The organism is Staphylococcus sp. SB1-57 (genome assembly GCF_017086425.1).
Taxonomy (GTDB): domain Bacteria; phylum Bacillota; class Bacilli; order Staphylococcales; family Staphylococcaceae; genus Staphylococcus; species Staphylococcus warneri_A.
Genome location: NZ_CP070964.1, coordinates 2142041 through 2164692 on the forward strand (window position 1 = coordinate 2142041; position 22652 = coordinate 2164692).

The window sequence follows — 22652 nt, forward strand, 5'->3', positions numbered from 1 at the left end:
TTTCCCAGAAGCACAATAACTTTATGTCTCAACCTCTTACGCATTAGCCACAGCTAATGTGTACTTTAAAATAGGAATACATGAGTGAAACTCATGCATAAGAAATACTAATTTCTAAAGAAAAAGTATTTCTTTATCGTTGTCCATCCCCAACTTGCATTGTCTGTAGATTTTCTTTTCGAAACTCTCTATGTTTGGGGCCCGTCCTCACGGCAAGGTTGACTTGAAATGAAAAAGCTTAGTACATTAGACCATCTTTGTAATTTATTACTTAGACGGTTTTATGCATGAACTTTAGTTCATGTATACCTCTAAAGCTTAATTTGAACACATGAGTCAATACGCATGTGTAAGTCAACTACTGCCTAAATATGAATATAACTTGAAATATATTTATGTCCTAGCCTGATTTCTTTTATTTCTGTGTTTTTTTATAAAAGTAATTAGCTACGACAATATCTACAATTGCTAGTCCCACTGATTTAAATAGCGTGACTTCTTTCTCATCTGTTCTACCTTGTTTACGACCTGCCACAATATCCCCGAGCTCTGCGTGTAACATATCTTGCGTTAATACGCCTTCTTGTTCGGGAATTTTTAAATCTCCTGTTTCTTCCATTGCTGCTTCTGTTGATTCTACGACAATTTTATTCGCAACCATCATAGATTCTGTTGGTAACTCTTGCATATCAGGTTTAAAAGAACCTACCGCATTCAAATGAACACCAGGATCTAATGTTCTATCGAAAACCGGAGTTGATGAATTAGTAGCAGTGACAACGATATCTGTCCCTTCAATAGCCTGATTTGCATCTTCAAATACTTCAACATTAACATCATATAAATCTTTAGTTTGTTTTGCTAATCTTTCTGCTTTCTCTATCGTTCTACTAGCAAAGTGAATCGTATTAATATTTCTGACTGCTAAAACAGCCGCAATTAGTCCTTCAGCTTGTTCGCCGGCACCAATCACACATAAAGTATTTGCATTTTCTCTAGATAAATATTTTGTGGCAACACCAGATATGGCACCTGTTCTAATTTTAGTCAAATACCCACCGTCTAAAACAGACAAAGTTTCGCCAGTTTCATAATCACTTAAAATAACTGAGCCACTAATGGTCGACTTACCTTTTTCCGGATTTTTAGGTGCAAAAGTCACTGTCTTTAAACCGACAATTTTCAAAGCATCTGATAGCGCAGGCATGACTAAATATCTATTATCTTCATTGAATGGAATAGAATATCGTAAAGGGGTTTCAGTTTCGCCTTCAGAAAAGGCTTTGAGTGATTCTGCTACTTCATCTATCACTTCACGCATATTGAGTAATTGTTGTTGGTCTTTTTCAGTTAAATACAACATATTTACATCCTCCGTATTTCATCATTATCGTATTTTCATACATCTATAGTCATCTTTACCCGATATTTTAATTAAAAATGTCGGTAATTTAAAGTTTATATTGTCTTGTACGCATATTCATGCTATTCTTAAAAACATAAATAAAGAGATAGTTAGACAAGTGTCTTTACCATCTCTGCGATTTTGTTTATTTAAACAAAACTATTTAATTTAACTTTTGACGACACACATTCTCCTATTTAGGGGAATGTTTTTTTGTGCATATGATTAATTAATTGGAATATGGTATCGTTTAACAGGTGATCCATTCTTTTTGATATAGGGTTCTATTTCATAGCCGCCATAATACTTGATTACTTTTTGAGAGCTAAAATTCTTAGGATTACATGTCATTAATACATATTTAATTTGTTTTGTTTTTAATATATCTAAAGCATAACCTAGCATTTCTTTTGCATAGCCTTTACCACGTTGTGATTGTGCCACACCATACCCTACATGTCCACCTATTCGCGTTAATGATTCATTCAGCTGATAGCGAATATTAACCGCGCCTACAATAACATTATCTTTAAAGTAAAACGATGTACTTGTTTCCACCCAATCTTCTCTAGGCTTTGACTTATTAATATGATCTACCATTTCTTTAAAAGATGTATATTTTTTTAAATCTGTATTACCAGGAACAATTTTCTCTTCATTTTCGTACCATTCATTAATATATTTTAGAAATTGTGTTTCATCATCATATGTAAGTTGTCGAATTTCATCCATTGCTTCCACTCCACTAAATTTAAAAGCACCCGCAATATACGAGTGCTTGATTTGTTGAATAAATCTATTAAATAATGTTAAGTTCTTTACCAACTTTTTCATATGCTTCTATAGCTTTATCTAACATTTCTTTTGTATGTGCTGCAGTAGGCATATTTCTAACTCTACCTGTACCTTTTGGCACTGTAGGGAAGACGATAGACTTAACATAAATACCTTCTTCTTTAAGGCGTTTACTGAATGCTTGAGTATCTTTTTCATCACCAATAATCACAGGTGTAATTGGTGTCTCAGACTCGCCAGTGTTAAATCCTAGCTTAGCTAAGCCATCTTTAAGATATTGTGCATTTTCCCATAATTGATCATGTAACTCAGTAGAAGCCATTAATTTTTTAACTGCTTCTGTGATGGCTTTAGTATCTCCAGGTGCTAATGAAGTTGAGAACAAGAATGGACGAGATTGTGCCTTTAACCAATCAATAAGTTCTTTAGTACCCGCTACATAACCACCTACAACACCAATTGCTTTAGATAATGTACCAATTTGGAAATCGATTTTATCTTGTAAACCAAAGTGTTTAACTGTACCAGCACCTTTGCCCATTACACCAGACCCATGTGCATCATCAACGTAAGTTAATAAGCCAAATTCTTCTGCGATTTTAACAATTTCTGGTAGTTTAGCAACATCGCCATCCATACTAAATACGCCATCAGTAATATACATCACTTTGTTATATTGACCAGATTCCACTGCTTCTTTAGCTTTAGCTCTTAAATCATCCATATCTGAGTGATTAACACGAATGATTTTAGCTTTAGATAAACGACAACCATCTATAATAGAAGCATGATTTAGTTCATCAGAAAGAATAGCATCGTTTTTATTCATTACTGCTGAAATCGCAGCCATATTACAATTGAAACCAGATTGATAAGCAATTGCTGCCTCTGTGCCTTTAAATTTCGCTAATGTTTCTTCTAATTCGTCATGTAAATCTAATGTACCATTTATCGAACGTACAGCCCCTGCACCAACACCATGTGAATCAATGGCAGCTTTAGCAGCTTCTTTTAAATCTTCATTTGTTGCTAATCCCAAATAGTTATTTGATGATAAGTTAACGTACGTTTTACCATCAATTTTAATTTCTGGACCGTTTGCACCTTCAATTGAATCGATTTCATTATACAATCCATTCTCTTTCAAGTAGTTTATATTTTCATTTAAAAAATCATGTAATGATTGAACCACAACCATATCCCCCTTGTATCTCTATTTATCTTTATAATACCTTAATTTCGCCTTTCATGAAAGCCTTATCACTTATTGTATTTTTAACAATAAATATTCATTTTGAACTATTTTGTCTTATTAGATAATGATATACTAATTATCATAATAATACGGAAGAAGTGATAGTTTTGTTTGATTGGTTTCAATTGGCTAGTAAAAAAGAAAAAAGAATGATTCAATTACGTCGTTATTTACATCAATATCCTGAACTTTCTTTTGAAGAAAAGCAAACACATGACTATATCGTTAACCAACTTAGCCAATTGTCATGTGACATTCAAACGCCAGTAGGTCGTAATGGAATTAAAGCTACTTTTAAAGGAAAAGTTGACGGCCCAACCATTGCATTTAGGGCTGACTTTGACGCACTACCTGTTCAAGAATTAAACGATGTACCTTATAAATCTAAAAATGATGGGTGTATGCATGCGTGTGGTCATGATGGACATACAGCCATATTATTAGGCGTTGCAGAAATCATAAATGAACATCGTCATCTATTAAAAGGTAATGTTGTTTTCATCTTCCAATACGGTGAAGAAATTATGCCCGGTGGTTCACAAGAAATGATCAATGATGGATGTTTACAAGACGTCGATAAGATCTACGGTACACATCTATGGAGTGGTTATCCAACAGGTACTATTTATTCTCGTCCAGGACCAATTATGGCCTCACCTGACGAATTTAGTATCACGATACAAGGTAAAGGTGGTCATGGTGCTAAACCACAAGAAACTATTGATCCAATCGTCATCATGGCTGAATTTATTTTAAGCGCTCAGAAGATTGTATCTCGTACCATCGATCCAGTAAAACAAGCGGTGTTAACATTTGGTATGGTTCAAGCAGGTTCTTCAGATAGCGTGATACCAGATAGTGCGTTTTGCAAAGGAACAGTACGTACCTTTGACACTAATTTACAAAACCATATCAAAACTAAGATGGAAAAATTATTACAAGGTTTAGCGGTAGCTAATGATATCACTTATGACTTTAATTACATTAAAGGTTATTTACCACTTCATAATCACCAACAAGCATATGAAGTTGTTAAACAAGCAGCAAATGATATGCATTTACGTTTTAATGAATCTGATTTGATGATGATTGGAGAAGACTTCTCTCACTATTTAAAAGTCAGACCAGGCGCATTTTTCTTAACAGGATGTGGCAATCAAGATAAAAATATTACTGCACCTCATCATAATCCTTATTTCGATATCGATGAATCATCATTTAAATATGCTGCCAGTGAATTTTTAAAAATTTTAGAACTTGAAAATGTATTGTAAAAATATGGTCTTGTGAATTTTCAAAGTCCAACTAATAAATAATCCACTTATTACCTTTTATTTAGGGTAATAAGTGGATTTTTTGTTGATAAATCGCCGGTAAAGTTATGTATTTATAGAAATAAAAAAAGACCCCATAATGGGGTCTTTATATAAATCGAATAATAAAATTATTCGTGGATTTCAGTTACAACGCCTGATCCTACAGTACGTCCACCTTCACGGATTGAGAAACGAGTACCGTCTTCAATCGCGATAGGAGCGATTAATTCTACTGTCATTTCAACGTTGTCACCAGGCATAACCATTTCAGTACCTTCTGGTAATTGAACAACGCCAGTTACGTCAGTAGTACGGAAATAGAATTGTGGGCGGTAGTTACTGAAGAATGGAGTGTGACGTCCACCTTCGTCTTTAGATAAAACGTAAACTTCCGCTTTGAATTTTGTATGTGGTGTAATTGAACCAGGAGCAGCTAATACTTGACCACGTTGTACGTCTTCACGAGCAACACCACGTAATAAAGCACCGATGTTGTCACCAGCTTCAGCGTAGTCTAATAACTTACGGAACATTTCTACACCAGTAACAGTTGTTTTAGAAGTGTCATGTAAACCGATGATTTCAACTTCTTCACCAACTTTGATTTGACCACGTTCAACACGGCCTGTAGCAACAGTACCACGACCAGTGATTGAGAATACGTCCTCAACTGGCATCATGAATGGTTTGTCAGAATCACGTTCTGGAGTTGGGATGTAGTCATCAACTGCTTGCATTAATTCTAAGATTTTTTCTTCGTATTTTTCGTCGCCTTCTAAAGCTTTTAATGCTGAACCAGCGATTACAGGTACGTCGTCACCTGGGAAGTCGTATTCAGATAATAAGTCACGAACTTCCATTTCTACTAATTCTAATAATTCTTCGTCGTCTACCATATCAACTTTGTTTAAGAATACAACTAAAGCTGGTACACCAACGTTACGTGATAAAAGAATGTGTTCACGAGTTTGTGGCATTGGACCATCAGCTGCAGATACAACTAAGATACCGCCGTCCATTTGCGCAGCACCAGTGATCATGTTTTTAACATAGTCAGCGTGTCCTGGGCAGTCAACGTGAGCATAGTGACGTTTGTCAGTTTGATATTCGATGTGTGCAGTATTGATTGTAATACCACGTTCTTTTTCTTCTGGTGCGTTGTCAATCATGTCGTATGATTGTGCAACAGTGTCACCGTTCTTAGCTAATACAGTTGCGATAGCAGCTGTTAATGTTGTTTTACCATGGTCAACGTGACCGATAGTACCAATATTGGCATGTTCTTTTGAGCGATCAAATTTTTCTTTTGCCATTATTAAATCTCTCCTATTCTTAATAAAAGTTATTTTCAAATTTATCTCTCATGATAGTTTCTCACCATCATGAGAAGATGTTTGATTAAGTTGTGTCTAAAAGAAATACTACTTAATTCATATTTCCTTTATAATGCATTTACCCACAAAAATCAATTCATAAAAGCGATTAGCCTATAACTAAGCTCAACCTGTATTTTAACCTAGCATAGCTAGTAAAGACAAGTTATATTATTCGCCTTTATTTTTCTTAATGATTTCTTCAGAAATTGATTTTGGAACTTCTGCATAGTGGTCAAAGTACATAGTGTAAGTACCGCGACCTTGAGTGTTTGAACGTAATGATGTTGCATAACCGAACATTTCTGAAAGTGGTACATAAGCATTTACAACTTGTGCATTACCACGAGGTTCCATACCATCTACACGTCCACGACGAGCAGTTACGTCACCCATGATATCACCCATGTATTCTTCAGGCATTTCGATTGTTACTTTCATCATTGGTTCTAAGATAACTGGATCACATTTTTTAGCAGCTTCTTTAAGTGCTAATGATGCAGCAATTTTGAAGGCCATTTCAGATGAATCGACATCATGGTATGAACCATCAAATAATTTAGCTTTAACATCAATTAATGGATAACCAGCTAATACACCGTTTTCCATTGCATCTTTAAGACCAGCTTCAACTGATGGAATGTATTCACGAGGAACTACACCACCGACGATAGCGTTTTCGAATTCGAAACCGCCACCTGTTTCGTTAGGTGTGAATTCAATGTGAACATCACCGTATTGACCACGACCACCAGATTGACGAGAGAATTTACCTTGAACTTGTGCAGCTTGCTTGAATGTTTCACGATATGAAACCATTGGCGCACCAACATTACATTCAACGTTAAATTCTTTCTTCATACGGTCAACTAAGATGTCTAAGTGTAACTCACCCATACCACCGATGATAACTTGTCCAGTTTCTTCGTCAGTATGTGCATGGAAAGTTGGATCTTCTTCTTGTAATTTAACTAAAGCTTGAGTCATTTTATCTTGGTCAGCTTTAGATTTTGGTTCAACTGATAAGTGGATAACTGGCTCTGGGAATTCCATTGATTCCAAGATAATGTCATTTTTCTCTCCACATAAAGTATCACCAGTACCTGTTTCTTTAAGTCCTACCGCAGCAGCGATATCGCCTGAGTAAACAGTGTCAATCTCTTGACGTGAGTTAGCGTGCATTTGTAATAAACGACCTACACGTTCACGTTTGTCTTTAGATGAGTTCTTCACGTAAGAACCTGAGCTTAAAGTACCTGAGTAAACACGGAAGAAAGTTAATTTACCAACATAAGGGTCAGTCATAACTTTGAATGCTAATGCAGCGAATTCAGCTGAATCGTCTGGTTTAGCAATTACTTCTTCTTCAGGATCATTAGCATGGTGACCAACGATTGGTTTAACATCTAAAGGAGATGGTAGGTAATCAATTACAGCGTTAAGCATTAATTGAACACCTTTGTTTTTGAATGCAGTACCGCAAAGAACTGGGTAGAATTCTACGTCAGTTGTAGCTTGACGGATTGCATTTTTTAATTCTTCTACTGAAATTTCTTCGTCACCAAGATATTTTTCCATTAATTCATCATTAGTTTCAGCTACTGCTTCAATTAATGTTGAACGAGCTTCTTCAGCTCTTTCTTTGTGATCTTCAGGAATTTCAATTTCATCAATTTCTGTACCTAAGTCATTAGTGTATTTGAAGCATTTCATTTCAACTAAGTCAATGATAGCTTCAAATTCATCTTCAGCACCGATAGGTAATTGGATAGGTGCAGCATTCGCTTGTAAACGATCATGTAATGTGCTTACAGAGTATTCAAAGTTTGCACCTAATTTATCCATTTTGTTGATGAAAACGATACGTGGTACGCCGTATGTTGTAGCCTGACGCCAAACTGTTTCAGTTTGTGGTTCAACACCTGATTGAGCATCAAGTACTGTAACCGCACCGTCAAGTACACGTAATGAACGTTCAACCTCAACTGTGAAGTCTACGTGTCCTGGTGTATCGATGATATTTACACGGTGTCCGTCCCAAGCTGCAGTTGTTGCTGCAGATGTGATAGTAATACCACGGTCTTGCTCTTGTTCCATCCAGTCCATTTGTGAAGCACCTTCGTGTGTTTCACCAATTTTGTGGATACGACCTGTGTAATAAAGAATACGTTCTGTCGTAGTAGTTTTACCAGCATCAATGTGAGCCATGATACCGATATTACGAGTATTTTTCAAAGAAAATTCTCTTGCCATGTATTTTTTCTCCTTCCAGTTATTACTGAATAAGTACTTTAGATATGGCGATGCCCTAAGCATGAGCCATTATTGGTAAACCAATGATACGGAACACGCTCAGGGTAAAAGCTTTAATCTTACCAACGGTAGTGAGCAAATGCTTTGTTAGCTTCAGCCATTTTGTGAGTGTCCTCACGTTTCTTAACTGCACCACCTGTATTATTTGCTGCATCTAAGATTTCGTTAGCTAAACGTTCTTCCATAGTTTTTTCACCACGAAGACGCGCATAGTTAACTAACCAACGTAATCCTAAAGTAGAACGACGTTCTGGGCGTACCTCAACAGGTACTTGGTAGTTTGAACCACCCACACGACGAGCTTTAACTTCTAATACTGGCATAATGTTTTCAATTGCTTCTTCGAATACTTCAATAGCTTGACGACCACTACGTTCTTCAACTAGGTCGAATGCTGAATAAAGAATTCTTTGAGCTGTTCCGCGTTTACCATCTAACATAATTTTGTTAATTAATTTTGTAACTAATTTTGAGTTATGAATTGGATCTGGTAATACGTCTCTTTTAGGTACTGATCCTTTACGAGGCATAATGTAAATCCTCCCTTCCTATTATAGTATATTGTGATTAATTATTTTTAAAATTTACGTAATCTTAAAAATTAATTTTTAGGTTTTTTAGTTCCGTATAATGAACGACCTTGTCTACGTCCGTCTACACCTGAAGTATCAAGTGCACCACGTACAATATGGTAACGCACACCAGGTAAGTCTTTTACACGTCCACCACGTACAAGTACAACACTGTGTTCTTGTAAGTTATGGCCGATACCAGGAATGTATGCGTTGATTTCAATATTGTTTGATAAACGCACACGTGCATATTTACGTAACGCTGAGTTAGGTTTTTTAGGTGTCATAGTACCCACACGAGTACATACGCCACGTTTTTGTGGAGAATTCAATTCAGTGAATTGTTTCTTCTTACTGTTAAAACCTCTGTTTAAAGCTGGTGAATCAGATTTTTTTGATTTGCTTTGTCTTGGTTTACGTACTAATTGGTTAATAGTTGGCATTGAATATGTCCTCCTCTCTTCATTTTTTAATCCCACACATCCAGGTGGTTCATTTTAAGGTTAAATAAAATTTAGTAAGCAGACACTTACTAATTCTCATTCAATATAGCAACGATTGTTGCATTTACATTGATACCTACATATTCTCCTAATTCTTTCTTAGATGAGAAAAGTGTATATGGTATATTTTTTTGATTGATTTGGCTTAACACGCGAGTCATTAGATGAACTTCTACGTCTCGAGCAATAATCAATGATGTAACTTGATCTTTATTCAACGCTTTGAGCGTTTCCTTCAGACCAACTACATATTGTTGTTTGTTAAAGCGTGCAACTTTTTCATTAGACATGTTCAATATCCTCCAAAGTTCTGCTTGCATCAACCTATAATATATTAACATTGTTACAGTACAATAGTCAATAATTATTCGTGTTTTTATGAAATAAATAAGAATCAAGAGGCTAGAATTAAGTCTAACCTCTTGATCATTATATCAATTATTCAGTAACTTCTACTTCTTCTTCAGAACTAGCAACTGGCGCTACATTTTTATCGTATTGAACGTCACTATAACGTCTCATACCTGTACCAGCTGGAATAAGTTTACCAATAATAACATTTTCTTTAAGACCAAGTAAGTCATCGCGTTTACCTTTAATTGCTGCATCAGTAAGAACACGAGTTGTTTCTTGGAATGAAGCTGCAGATAAGAAGCTTTCTGTTTCAAGAGAAGCTTTTGTAATACCAAGCAATACTGGTTTAGCAGTTGCAGGGCGTTTACGTTCTTTAAATGCATCTCTGTTAGCATCAGTAAAGTTGTGAATATCAACTAATGAACCAGGTAATAACTTAGTATCTCCTGCTTCGATGATACGTACTTTACGTAACATTTGTCTAACCATAACCTCAACGTGTTTATCATCAATTTCAACACCTTGCATACGGTAAACTTTTTGTACTTCTTTTAATAAGTAGCTTTCTGTAGCATTTAAACCAGCAACGGATAAGTAGTTTTTCGGCTCGATTGAACCTTCTGTTAATACTTCACCACGTTCAACTGATTGTCCTACTTCAACTTTAAGTCTAGAAGTACCTGAAGCTAGATAAGATCTAGTTTCATTTTCGCCTTTAACAACAATTTCTTGTTGACGGTCTTTCGCTAATTTAATATCTTCTACTACACCTTCGATTTCAGTGATTACCGCTTGACCTTTAGGGTTACGGGCTTCAAAGATCTCTTGGATACGTGGAAGACCTTGAGTGATATCGCTTCCGGCTACCCCACCTGTATGGAAGGTACGCATTGTAAGCTGTGTACCTGGTTCACCGATTGATTGGGCAGCGATTGTACCAACTGCTTCACCAACTTCAACTTTTTCACCTGTTGCAAGGTTTTTACCATAACATTTTTCACATACACCATGACGTGTATTACAAGTGAATGCTGAACGGATATACATTTGTTCGATACCAGCATCAGTAATTTTCTTAGCGATTTCCGCAGTGATTAATTCGTCTGGACGAATAATAACTTCATCTGTCTCAGGATGACGAATTGTTTCTTTTGAATAACGTCCTTCAATACGTTCAATGAATGGTTCAATCATTTCTGTACCTTCTTTGATGTCAGAAACAAGTAAGCCACGGTCAGTACCACAATCTTCTTCACGCACAATAACATCTTGCGCAACGTCAACAAGACGACGAGTAAGGTAACCTGAGTCAGCTGTTTTAAGTGCTGTATCGGCAAGACCTTTACGCGCACCGTGAGTAGAGATGAAGTACTCTAATACTGTTAAACCTTCACGGAATGATGAAGTGATTGGTAATTCAATAATTTTTCCTGATGGAGCAGCCATTAATCCACGCATACCAGCTAACTGAGTAAAGTTAGATGCGTTACCACGGGCACCAGAGTCACTCATCATGAAGATTGGGTTTGTTTTTTCAAGTGATTGCATTAATTCACCTTGAATTTGATCTTTAGCATCTGTCCAAATTTCAACGACAGCGTTGTATCTTTCTTCTTCAGTGATTAAACCACGATTGAATTGTTTAGTCACGCGTTCAACTAATTTTTCATGTTCATCTAGAATATCTTTTTTATCTGGTAATACCACGATATCAGATACACCAACAGTTATACCTGCTTTAGATGAGAATTTGAATCCTAAGTCTTTCATACGGTCAAGCATCATAGATGTATCAGTAATACTGAATCTATTAAATACTTCAGCAATGATATTACCTAAGAATTTTTTATTGAATGGTTCAATTAATTCTTTAGTTTCAAAGAATTCTTTTAATCCGCCTTCACCTAATTCTGTTGGGTCAACAAAGTATTTATCTGGTGTTGTACCCTCTAGGTTAGTTTGAGTTGGCTCATTAATATAAGCAAATGAATCAGGAATGATTTCATTAAAGATAATCTTACCTACTGAAGTAGCTAAGATTTTCTTATTTTGTTCCTCAGTGAATGTTGGATTATTGAATGAACTTGCATGAACACCAATTCTAGTGTGTAAGTGAACATATCCATTTGCATAAGCTTTTAATACTTCGTTTGTATCATTATAGATAGTACCAGTATTAACTGCGTCTGTACGTTCAAGTGTTAAGTAGTAGTTACCTAATACCATATCCTGAGATGGTGTAACTACTGGTTTACCATCTTTAGGGTTTAAGATATTTTGAGCAGCTAACATTAACATACGTGCTTCGGCTTGAGCTTCTTTAGATAATGGAACGTGAACCGCCATTTGGTCACCATCAAAGTCAGCATTATATGCTGTAGTAACAAGTGGATGTAAACGGATGGCACGACCTTCTACTAAAGTTGGTTCAAATGCTTGGATACCTAGTCTATGAAGCGTAGGCGCACGGTTAAGTAGTACTGGGTGTTCTACGATAACTTCTTCTAAAACATCCCACACTTCGTCATCCATACGTTCAATTTTACTTTTAGAATTTTTGATATTTGTTGCAATTTCACGTTGAACTAATTCTTTCATAACGAAAGGTTTAAATAGTTCAAGCGCCATTTCTTTCGGTAATCCACATTGGTACATTTTCAGACTTGGTCCTACTGCGATAACGGAACGACCTGAATAGTCAACACGTTTACCAAGTAAGTTTTGACGGAAACGACCTTGTTTACCTTTTAACATATGTGACAATGATTTTAATGGACGGTTACCTGGTCCAGTTACAGGACGGCCACGACGACCATTATCGATTAAAGCATCAACAGCTTCTTGTAACATACGTTTTTCGTTTTGAACAATGATTCCAGGTGCACCAAGATCTAATAAACGTTTCAAACGGTTATTACGGTTAATAACACGTCTATATAAATCGTTTAAGTCACTTGTAGCAAAACGTCCACCGTCTAATTGAACCATTGGACGGATTTCAGGTGGAATGATAGGAAGTACATCTAAAATCATCCATGCTGGATCATTACCAGAGTTACGGAATGATTCAACAACTTCTAAACGTTTAATAGCACGAGTAAGTCTTTGTCCTGTTGCAGATTCTAATTCATCGCGTAAGATTTTTAGTTCTTCATCTAAGTCAATTTCAGATAATAAGTCTCTGATACCTTCAGCACCCATTTTAGCTACAAATTGACCTGGATATTTATCATAATAATCTCTGAATTCTGCTTCTGATAATAAAGTTTTCTTTTCTAAACCTGTTGGACCTGGATCAACAACAACATAAGAAGCAAAGTAAATAACTTCTTCCAATGCTCTTGGAGACATATCTAATAAAAGTCCCATACGGCTTGGAATACCTTTGAAATACCAAATGTGTGATACTGGTGCTGCTAATTCGATGTGTCCCATTCTTTCACGACGTACTTTAGACTTCGTTACTTCAACACCACATCTATCACAAACCATGCCTTTGTAGCGTACACGTTTGTATTTACCGCAACTACATTCCCAGTCTTTAGTTGGTCCAAATATTCTTTCACAGAAAAGACCATCTTTTTCAGGTTTTAACGTACGATAGTTAATTGTTTCAGGCTTTTTAACTTCACCATAAGACCATGAACGAATCTTTTCAGGTGAAGCTAATCCTATTTTCATATAATGGAAATTATTTACATCAATCAAGGAGCCTACCTCCTTCAATTTAGATTAGCTGTGCTATTTGATTGATTTACATTTATAGTATATAGAATTTGAGAAAGGTATGAGCGACATTTAAAATCGCTCTACCTCTATCATTCTAATTATCTTAAGTGCATATTAATCAGTAATTTCTTTTTGTGATTCTGGCGCATCTTTTTGTTGTAAATCTACTTTGCGTTCTGTTACATCTTCATCTTCAATGTCTGCCATTTCGATTTCGTTATCTTGCTCATCCATCACTTTAACGTCTAATCCTAAACTTTGTAATTCTTTCATCAATACTCGGAATGATTCAGGAACACTTGGTCTAGAGATATTTTCGCCTTTAACAATAGATTCGTATGTTTTAACACGACCTACTGTATCATCTGATTTATAAGTCAAGATTTCTTGTAATGTGTATGCAGCACCATATGCTTCAAGTGCCCATACCTCCATCTCACCGAAACGTTGACCACCAAATTGTGCTTTACCACCTAGTGGTTGTTGCGTTACTAATGAGTATGGACCAGTTGAACGCGCATGTAATTTATCGTCAACCATGTGTGCAAGTTTAAGCATGTACATAACACCAACTGAAATACGGTTGTCGAATGGTTCACCAGTACGACCATCGTATAATACAGTTTTACCGTCACGTGCCATACCAGCTTCTTCGATAGTTGACCATACGTCATCATCATTAGCACCATCGAATACTGGAGATGCAACATGGATACCTAAGTTTTTAGCAGCCATACCTAAATGTAATTCAAGAACTTGTCCGATGTTCATACGTGATGGTACACCTAGTGGGTTTAACATGATGTCAATTGGACGTCCATCTGGTAAATATGGCATATCTTCTTCTGGAACGATTTTTGAGATGACACCTTTGTTACCATGACGACCACACATTTTATCTCCGACGTGAATTTTACGTTTTTGAACGATATAAACACGTACTAATTGGTTAACACCTGGTGATAATGTGTCGTCTCCTTCTTCACGATTGAAGACTTTAACATCTAGAACAATACCGCCAGCACCATGTGGTACGCGTAATGATGTATCACGTACTTCACGTGCTTTTTCACCAAAGATGGCATGTAATAATCTTTCTTCGGCTGTAAGCTCTGTAACACCTTTAGGCGTTACTTTACCTACTAAGATGTCTCCATCTTTAACTTCAGCACCGACATACACAATACCACGTTCGTCTAGGTTTTTAAGTGCACTTTCGGAAACGTTAGGAATGTCACGAGTGATTTCTTCAGGTCCTAGTTTAGTATCACGTGCTTCTGATTCATATTCTTCAATATGGATAGAAGTGTATACGTCATCTTTAACTAGACGTTCACTCATGATTACAGCATCCTCGTAGTTATAACCATCCCATGTCATGAATCCTACAACTACGTTACGGCCTAATGCCATTTCACCTAATTCCATTGAAGGACCGTCGGCTAAAATTTCGTTGTATTCAACAATGTCACCTGTAGCAACAATTGGGCGTTGGTTGTAACAAGTACCTGAGTTTGAACGTTTGAATTTCGCTAATGGATAGCGATCTAATTCACCTTCATACTCTTGACCATCTTGTTCTACTAAACGACGTACTAAGATTTCATTAGATTCAACATGCTCTACACGACCTCTGTGGTTAGCTGTAATAGCTGCACCTGAGTCACGCGCAGCAACATGCTCCATACCTGTACCAACGAATGGCGCTTCAGGGTTCATCAATGGTACTGCTTGACGTTGCATGTTCGCACCCATCAATGCACGGTTAGAGTCATCGTTTTCTAAGAATGGAATACAAGCTGTAGCGGCTGAAACAACCTGCTTAGGTGAAACGTCCATGTAATCCATTTTTTCTTTAGCCATCACTGTGTTATTACCACGGAAACGACAAACTACTTCATCGTCTAAGAAACGTCCGTTTTCATCTAAACGTGAGTTCGCTTGGGCAACAACATAACTATCTTCTTCGTCAGCAGTTAAATAATCGATTTGGTCTGTTATCGCATTAGTGTCTAAATCCACTTTACGGTATGGTGTTTCAATGAAACCAAATTCGTTTACACGTGCATAACTAGACAATGAGTTGATTAATCCAATGTTTGGACCCTCTGGTGTTTCAATCGGACACATACGACCATAGTGTGAATAGTGTACGTCACGCACTTCCATTTGAGCACGTTCACGTGTTAAACCACCAGGTCCTAAAGCAGATAGACGACGTTTATGTGTCAACTCTGCTAATGGGTTAGCTTGGTCCATGAATTGTGATAATTGAGAACTACCAAAGAATTCTTTAATTGATGCAATAACGGGACGGATATTGATTAATTGTTGTGGTGTGATTGAGTCAGTGTCTTGAATAGACATTCTTTCACGTACCACACGTTCCATTCTTGATAAACCAATACGGAATTGGTTTTGTAATAGTTCGCCTACTGAACGTAAACGACGATTACCTAAATGATCAATATCGTCTGTATAACCAATACCACTTAATAAGTTAAAGAAATAACTCATTGAAGCAATAATATCAGCTGGTGTAATACATTTAACTTCAGAATCTGGTAAAGCATTACCAATTACTGTAGTTGTACGACCTTCATCATCATTTGGAACATATACTTTAATTGATTGAATTTCAACTGGTTCATCAATAACTGTTCCTTCTAACTCGAACACTTCACTATTAGCATTTGCTTCTAATACATCCATGATTTCGTCTAACTTACGACGATCAAGGACTGTTCCTTCTTCAACAACTATTTCACCTGTTTCACTATTAACAATTGGTTCTGCTAATTTTTGATTGAATAAACGGTGTTTTAAGTGAAGTTTTTTATTTGCTTTATAACGACCAACGCTTGCTAAGTCATAACGTTTTGGATCGAAGAAACGTGAATATAATAAACTTTTAGCATTTTCAACTGTTGGTGGTTCGCCAGGGCGTAAACGCTCATAAATTTCTAATAATGCTTGTTCAGTATTTTCAGTACCATCTTTTTCAAGTGTATTGCGTAGGTATTCACTGTCGCCAAGTAAATCAACGATTTCTTGGTCACTAGAAAAACCTAATGCTCTTAATAATACAGTTAATGGTAATTTACGAGTTCTATCAATACGTACATAAACTACATCTTTAGCATCAGTTTCATATTCTAACCATGCACCACGGTTAGGAATAATAGTTGCATCGTAGTTCTCACGTCCGTTTTTATCAATTTTTTCATTGAAATATACGGATGGTGAACGTACTAATTGTGATACGATAACACGTTCTGCACCATTAATAACAAAGGTACCTGTATCAGTCATTAATGGGAAATCACCCATAAATACTTCTTGCTCTTTCACTTCGCCAGTTTCTTTAATAATAAGACGTACTTTTACACGAAGAGGTGCAGCATAAGTAGCGTCACGGTTTTTTGATTCTTCTAAGTCGTATTTTGGTTCACCTAATCTATAATCTACAAATTCTAAAGATAGGTTTCCTGTGAAATCTTCAATCGGAGAAATGTCTCTAAACATTTCTAATAAACCTTCTTTAAGGAACCAATCGTAAGATTTTGTTTGAATTTCTATTAAGTTCGGTAATTCTAATACTTCTGAAATTCTCGCGTAGTTTCTACGTTTACGATGTCTTCCATATTGGACAACTTGACCTGCCAAACAGATTCACCCCTCAAAAATTGTGTGGGTTGCTTTTACTAATAAAACAAAGAGTATCACAAGATTTAAAGACAAAAAGAAAACGGCAACACTTCAGATGACACCATTTTCTATTCTATATTTATCTTGATTTACTTATTTGTTTTTGCGTAAAAGTACACACTTATTGAACATAAATTTTTACATTTTATAACTATATCAGAATAATACTTTTAAATCAAGCTTTTACGCTTTTCAATATATAGTATCCTTTACTTTTATTCACAACTTCCACATTGTTAAATAATTCATCCATTTTCTTTTTAGCCGAAGGCATACCTTGCTTTTTTTGAATAACAACATATAATTCGCCATTGCTTTTCAGTTTTTGATACGCTTCTTCAAAAATACGATGAACGACAGCTTTACCCGCTCTGATTGGCGGATTTGTTAATACAAAATCAAATTGGTTATCATCAACCTGAGTCATACCATCACTTTCAAAAATATCCGCATTTTCAATATGATTTTTCTTTTTATTCTTTTTAGCTAATTCTAATGCTCTACGATTGACGTCTAACATTGTAATCTGGTGGTGCGGTGATACTTTGGCGATCATCAACCCAATCGGCCCATATCCACAACCTACATCTGCAATCGTTTTACTTGGTCCAGGAGGATTTGCCTTCAAGAATGATTGGATTAGTAAATCTGATCCAAAATCTACTTTATCTCTAGAAAATACACCATTATCTGTTATTAAATTAATAGAATGTTGATAACATTCATAAGTAATATGCTTTTCATCACTTTTTACATCCGGATTTTCGTCGTAGTAATGACTCATGTCTTCACCTCTATTAGTCTTTTGCATTCCTATCATTATAAATTTAGCTATAAATGAATTAAAAACCCCGTTATCGCGATAACGGGGTTTTTAACTTCTCAAAGAATGTGGCTACGATTCAAAATCGATAACCATATTATTTAGTTAGGAAACTAGAACTATTTTAATTCTACAGTAGCTCCAACTTCTTCTAATTGTTCTTTAAGTTTTTCAGCGTCTTCTTTAGGCATAGCTTCTTTGATTACTTTAGGAGCTCCGTCTACTAATTCTTTAGCATCTTTTAATCCTAAGCCAGTTGCTTCTTTAACAGCTTTAACAACTTTGATTTTTGAAGATCCAGCTGAAGTTAATTCAACATCAAATTCAGTTTTTTCAGCTGCTGCTTCTCCGCCGCCAGCTGCACCTGCTGCTGCTACTGGAGCTGCTGCAGTTACACCAAATTCTTCTTCAATTGCTTTTACTAAATCGTTTAATTCTAAAACTGACATTTCTTTAATTGCTTCAATGATTTGTTCTTGATTAGCCATTTTATAATTCCTCCGTTATTTTTAATTTTTTATGCGCAATTATTCAGCGCTTTCTTCTTTTTGTTCTCCAACAGCTTTAACCGCATAAGCGAAGTTGCGTACTGGAGCTTGTAATACAGATAAAAGCATAGATACAAGACCGTCGTGTGAAGGTAATGAACCAACAGTTTTAACTTCTTCTGCTGAAATAACATTTCCTTCCATAACGCCTGATTTAACTTCTAAAGCTTCATGTTCTTTAGCAAATCCTGCAATAACTTTTGCTGGAGCTACAACATCTTCAGTTGAAGTTGCAATAGCAGTTGGACCTGTTAAGAATTCATCTAAGCCTTCGATTCCAGCTTTTTCAGCTGCGCGACGTACCATTGTGTTTTTGTATACTTTATACTCAACACCAGCTTCACGTAATTGTTTACGTAATTCAGTAACTTCAGCTACTGTTAATCCACGGTAGTCAACGATCACTGTTGAAACTGAGTTTTTAAGTTGATCAGCAATAGTATCAACTAATTGTTTTTTAGCTTCAATGATAGCAGACATTCAGACACCTCCATTTAGTATTTTTCGGTGCTTTTTTTAAGATTAATAAAAAAAGCACTTTCTACCCACGGCAAAAAGTGCTTGAAAGTTTAATGGTCACGTTCAAGTCAATTTTAGCCTCGGCAGGATCGGTTTTTAAGTTATCAAATAACTCCTACTGTCTTAGGTAAAATAATCACAATAATTAATATAACCGTTTAATTGTAATATGTCAATATATTTTTAGAAACTCTTTGCATTTTAATGCTTAGAGTTTCTTATGCATGAGCTTTTGCTCAGGCGTTCCTATTCCTTTGCATTTTAATACTTAACGTTTCTCTGAGTAATTCTGATATGTTTGATCCCTTAGTCAAGCCAATATGATCAGGATCCAATTATATTTTGAAATCGAATAACTCAGATGCTGACTGCATATTGTTTACTTAAATACAATTAAAATACAACGTTTATAAAAATCGTCAATTTTCTCTTTCAAAAATCAAGCCTAGAACATTCATTGTCCTAGGCTTGATGTAATTTAAATATATTTAAATTATAGTTTGAATGAAGCAGTATCAACTTTAACTCCAGGACCCATTGTTGTTGTAACAGCAACAGATTTGAAGTAAGTACCTTTAGATGAAGATGGTTTAGCTTTTGCTAATACATCTTGTAAGGCTTTGAAGTTTTCAACTAATTTTTCATCGCTAAATGAAACTTTACCGATAGAAGCATGTACGATACCAGCTTTTTCAGCACGGTATTCAACTTTACCAGCTTTGATTTCTTCAACAGCTTTTTTAACATCCATAGTTACAGTACCAGTTTTAGGGTTTGGCATTAAACCTTTAGGTCCTAATACACGACCAAGTTTACCAACTTCGCCCATCATGTCTGGAGTAGCAACTACTACGTCAAAGTCGAACCAACCTTGTTGGATTTTTTGTACGTAATCAGATTCACCTACGTAATCTGCGCCTGCTTCTTCAGCTTCAGTGATTTTGTCACCTTTTGCGAATACTAATACACGTTGTGATTTACCAGTTCCGTTTGGTAGTACAACTGCACCACGGATTTGTTGGTCATTTTTACGTGTATCAATTCCTAAACGGAATGCAACTTCAACTGATGCGTCAAAGTTAGCAATGCTTGTTTCTTTAGCTAATTTGATTGCTTCTTCAACACTATAGTATTGAGTACGGTCAACTTTATTAGCTGCTTCTTGATACTTTTTACCTTTTTTAGCCATTTATTGTTCCTCCTTTAGTGGTTTTAGCGGAATTTCCTCCCACATTTACTTGTGTTAGCCACAAGTTAAGAGCAGATAACAGATAGTGTCTTAATCAAATTAGCCACAGAGACCAAAGTGTAATAAGATGTCATAGACAATATGGATTGTTTACCTATTCTGTTACCTGCTTTTATCGTCTAAATCAGTTCATTTCAAATTAAATTTGATTGCTTATTATTCTACAGTGATTCCCATACTACGAGCAGTACCTTCGATAATACGCATAGCTGCTTCTTCGTCAGCAGCATTTAAGTCTTGCATTTTGCTGTTAGCAATTTCACGTACTTGATCTTTAGTTACTGAAGCAACTTTGTTTTTGTTAGGTTCGCCTGAACCTTTTTCAACGCCAGCTGCTTTTTTAAGTAGTACTGGAGCCGGTGGAGTTTTTGTAATGAATGTAAATGAACGGTCTTCATATACACTAATTTCTACCGGAATGATTAAACCTGCTTGTTCTTGAGTACGTGCATTGAACTCTTTACAGAATCCCATAATATTCACACCTGCTTGACCTAATGCTGGACCAACTGGTGGTGCTGGGTTTGCTTTACCTGCAGGAATTTGTAATTTAACTACTTTTTCTACTTTTTTAGCCACGATGTGCACCTCCTTGATATCGTGATGTGGTCACAGGGCTCAGTTTTGCCCTCCCACTCTTAACATTTCGTGACGAAATGAACGCTCTAAAAGCGCGACCACATTATTTTAACACTTTTTTATTTCAAAAAGCAATAGTAAAATTTCAACTTTTACATTTAAAAACGTTAAAGCATCTCACTATAATTTTTCGATTTGATCAAATTCTACTTCTACTGGTGTTTCACGTCCAAACATGTCAACTAAAACAGTTAATTTGAATTTTTCCGCTTCAATCTCTTGAACTTCTCCAACTTGGTTTGCGAATGGTCCAGATTTAATGCGTACTTGTTCTCCAACATCTAACTCGACATCGATTGTTTTTTCTTTTAATCCCATTTGTTTAAGAATAAAGCGAACTTCTTCTGGTAGTAATGGGTTAGGTTTTGAACCAGCTCCAGCTGAACCGACAAATCCAGTCACACCTGGTGTATTTCTTACTACGTACCATGACTCATCTGTCATTACAAGTTCAACTAGCACATAACCAGGGAATGTTTTCTTCACAAGTTTTTTTGCTTTACCATCTTTAACTTGTGTTTCTTCTTCTTCAGGTATGACAACTCTAAAGATTTGTTCTGTCATATTCATTGATTCTACTCTTTTTTCAAGATTCTTTTTAACTTTATTTTCATATCCTGAGTATGTATGCACTGCATACCAACGCTTTGCGCCTACTTCTTCAGACATGTCGCCACTCCTAACCTATTAATAAATTTTTCAATGCTGTAATTCCTAAATCTAAGGCATAGAAAAAGACTAAGAAGAATATTACTGTTGATACTACTATAACAGTATATTTAAACAATTCTTCTTTAGTTGGCCAACTTGTCTTTTCCATTTCTGATTTTACACCTTGAAAAAAGCTTTCTTTTTTAGCCACTAATAAAACCTCCAAATCTTTAACAATAGCCATTAAACATTTGATTATTGTTTATTTTGATTCTTTATGTACTGTATGAGCATTGCATCTTGAACAGTATTTCTTAAGGGTCAATCGTTCTGCTGAACCTTCTTTTTTGGGTACATGATAATTTCTATTGCCACACTCTTCACAATTCAAGGGTACTTTTTTCACTTTCATTCACCTTTACTCATTAATATACCAGTCTACTATACATAAATCTAAATACGAATGTCAAACTGATATATGACTATCACAGTAAGTATTAGTGGGAACAGATTGTCGTCACACTACACTATTATTTTAATCTATATTCTAAATGATGTCTTATTTTCATTTTACAACGTTGTATCGCATTGTAAACTACTTTGTCTTTTATATTTAGTAAACGTACAATTTCTTTTGGTTTATAACCTTTACTATATAACTCAAATACTTCTCGTTCTTGTTTAGTTAATTTCTCACACGCATCATTTAATAGTTTGATTGCTTCACATGTTAAGATTTCTTTTTCAACTCGATCATGGTCAGGCAAATTCGTTTGATATTCAACCACAGCATCATTCACTACATTCGTAAACCGCTTTTGTTGAGTATAATACCGTCGATAGTAATCACATTTCACTGGTTTGATGAGGCGCGATATATATTTTATAAACGAATCATCA

At 35.7% G+C, this 22652-nt stretch carries 19 protein-coding genes, 1 pseudogene and 1 other annotated feature; of the genes and pseudogenes, 1 reads left to right on the plus strand and 19 read right to left on the minus strand.

Annotation, left to right across the window (positions count from 1 at the left end):
- Window positions 1–415: 415 nt before the first annotated feature.
- The 3 genes from JX000_RS10630 to JX000_RS10640 all read right to left on the minus strand — a co-directional run bounded on the left by JX000_RS10630 (window position 416) and on the right by JX000_RS10640 (window position 3392).
- On the minus strand, window positions 416–1363 hold the full coding sequence (locus JX000_RS10630; RefSeq protein WP_002451229.1) for an ornithine cyclodeaminase family protein: 948 nt from the start codon (window positions 1361–1363) through the stop codon (window positions 416–418).
- Window positions 1364–1630: 267 nt separating this feature from the next.
- Window positions 1631–2137: a GNAT family N-acetyltransferase gene (locus JX000_RS10635; protein WP_002451228.1), complete on the minus strand. Its 507-nt coding sequence runs from the start codon at window positions 2135–2137 to the stop codon at window positions 1631–1633.
- Between the two features lie 67 nt (window positions 2138–2204).
- Window positions 2205–3392, minus strand: a complete 1188-nt coding sequence (locus tag JX000_RS10640) for a glycine C-acetyltransferase (RefSeq protein ID WP_002451227.1) — start codon at window positions 3390–3392, stop codon at window positions 2205–2207.
- A gap of 170 nt (window positions 3393–3562) precedes the next feature.
- Between JX000_RS10640 and JX000_RS10645 the strand changes: the two genes are divergently transcribed.
- Complete coding sequence (locus JX000_RS10645) at window positions 3563–4729, plus strand: M20 family metallopeptidase (RefSeq protein WP_002451226.1); 1167 nt, start codon at window positions 3563–3565, stop codon at window positions 4727–4729.
- Between the two features lie 170 nt (window positions 4730–4899).
- On the opposite strand, the gene tuf is transcribed toward JX000_RS10645, so the two are convergent.
- The 16 genes and pseudogenes from tuf to JX000_RS12185 form a co-directional block, all read right to left on the minus strand.
- On the minus strand, window positions 4900–6084 hold the full coding sequence (gene tuf / locus JX000_RS10650; protein WP_002451225.1) for an elongation factor Tu: 1185 nt from the start codon (window positions 6082–6084) through the stop codon (window positions 4900–4902).
- Window positions 6085–6315: 231 nt separating this feature from the next.
- Window positions 6316–8397, minus strand: a complete 2082-nt coding sequence (gene fusA, locus JX000_RS10655) for an elongation factor G (protein ID WP_002451224.1) — start codon at window positions 8395–8397, stop codon at window positions 6316–6318.
- Window positions 8398–8516: 119 nt separating this feature from the next.
- On the minus strand, window positions 8517–8987 hold the full coding sequence (gene rpsG / locus JX000_RS10660) for a 30S ribosomal protein S7 (RefSeq protein ID WP_002451223.1): 471 nt from the start codon (window positions 8985–8987) through the stop codon (window positions 8517–8519).
- 71 nt (window positions 8988–9058) lie between these two features.
- Window positions 9059–9472, minus strand: a complete 414-nt coding sequence (gene rpsL, locus JX000_RS10665) for a 30S ribosomal protein S12 (RefSeq protein ID WP_002451222.1) — start codon at window positions 9470–9472, stop codon at window positions 9059–9061.
- Window positions 9473–9561: 89 nt separating this feature from the next.
- Window positions 9562–9822 carry a ribosomal L7Ae/L30e/S12e/Gadd45 family protein gene (locus tag JX000_RS10670; RefSeq protein ID WP_002451221.1) on the minus strand — a complete coding sequence of 87 codons (261 nt, stop codon included), beginning with the start codon at window positions 9820–9822 and terminating at the stop codon, window positions 9562–9564.
- Between the two features lie 148 nt (window positions 9823–9970).
- Window positions 9971–13567: a DNA-directed RNA polymerase subunit beta' gene (gene rpoC, locus JX000_RS10675; RefSeq protein WP_206141009.1), complete on the minus strand. Its 3597-nt coding sequence runs from the start codon at window positions 13565–13567 to the stop codon at window positions 9971–9973.
- 162 nt (window positions 13568–13729) lie between these two features.
- Window positions 13730–17281, minus strand: a complete 3552-nt coding sequence (gene rpoB / locus JX000_RS10680; RefSeq protein WP_002451219.1) for a DNA-directed RNA polymerase subunit beta — start codon at window positions 17279–17281, stop codon at window positions 13730–13732.
- 217 nt (window positions 17282–17498) lie between these two features.
- The gene (locus tag JX000_RS10685) at window positions 17499–18107 is read right to left on the minus strand and encodes a class I SAM-dependent methyltransferase (protein WP_002451218.1); all 609 of its coding nucleotides are present in this window, start codon (window positions 18105–18107) and stop codon (window positions 17499–17501) included.
- A gap of 158 nt (window positions 18108–18265) precedes the next feature.
- Complete coding sequence (gene rplL / locus JX000_RS10690) at window positions 18266–18634, minus strand: 50S ribosomal protein L7/L12 (protein ID WP_002451217.1); 369 nt, start codon at window positions 18632–18634, stop codon at window positions 18266–18268.
- A gap of 39 nt (window positions 18635–18673) precedes the next feature.
- Complete coding sequence (gene rplJ, locus JX000_RS10695) at window positions 18674–19174, minus strand: 50S ribosomal protein L10 (RefSeq protein WP_002451216.1); 501 nt, start codon at window positions 19172–19174, stop codon at window positions 18674–18676.
- Window positions 19175–19213: 39 nt separating this feature from the next.
- Window positions 19214–19359: a sequence feature (ribosomal protein L10 leader region), on the minus strand.
- Window positions 19360–19706: 347 nt separating this feature from the next.
- The gene (gene rplA, locus JX000_RS10700; protein WP_002451215.1) at window positions 19707–20402 is read right to left on the minus strand and encodes a 50S ribosomal protein L1; all 696 of its coding nucleotides are present in this window, start codon (window positions 20400–20402) and stop codon (window positions 19707–19709) included.
- Window positions 20403–20618: 216 nt separating this feature from the next.
- The gene (rplK, locus tag JX000_RS10705) at window positions 20619–21041 is read right to left on the minus strand and encodes a 50S ribosomal protein L11 (RefSeq protein ID WP_002451214.1); all 423 of its coding nucleotides are present in this window, start codon (window positions 21039–21041) and stop codon (window positions 20619–20621) included.
- 180 nt (window positions 21042–21221) lie between these two features.
- Window positions 21222–21770: a transcription termination/antitermination protein NusG gene (gene nusG, locus JX000_RS10710; RefSeq protein WP_002451213.1), complete on the minus strand. Its 549-nt coding sequence runs from the start codon at window positions 21768–21770 to the stop codon at window positions 21222–21224.
- 10 nt (window positions 21771–21780) lie between these two features.
- Window positions 21781–21963, minus strand: coding sequence for a preprotein translocase subunit SecE (gene secE, locus JX000_RS10715; protein WP_002451212.1), 183 nt, complete (start codon window positions 21961–21963; stop codon window positions 21781–21783).
- Window positions 21964–22014: 51 nt separating this feature from the next.
- Window positions 22015–22158 (minus strand): 50S ribosomal protein L33, encoded by a 144-nt coding sequence (rpmG, locus tag JX000_RS10720; protein WP_002451211.1) that lies wholly within the window; start codon window positions 22156–22158, stop codon window positions 22015–22017.
- A gap of 124 nt (window positions 22159–22282) precedes the next feature.
- A pseudogene (locus JX000_RS12185) lies at window positions 22283–22648 on the minus strand (sigma-70 family RNA polymerase sigma factor); the annotation flags it as partial.
- Between the last annotated feature and the right edge of the window lie 4 nt (window positions 22649–22652).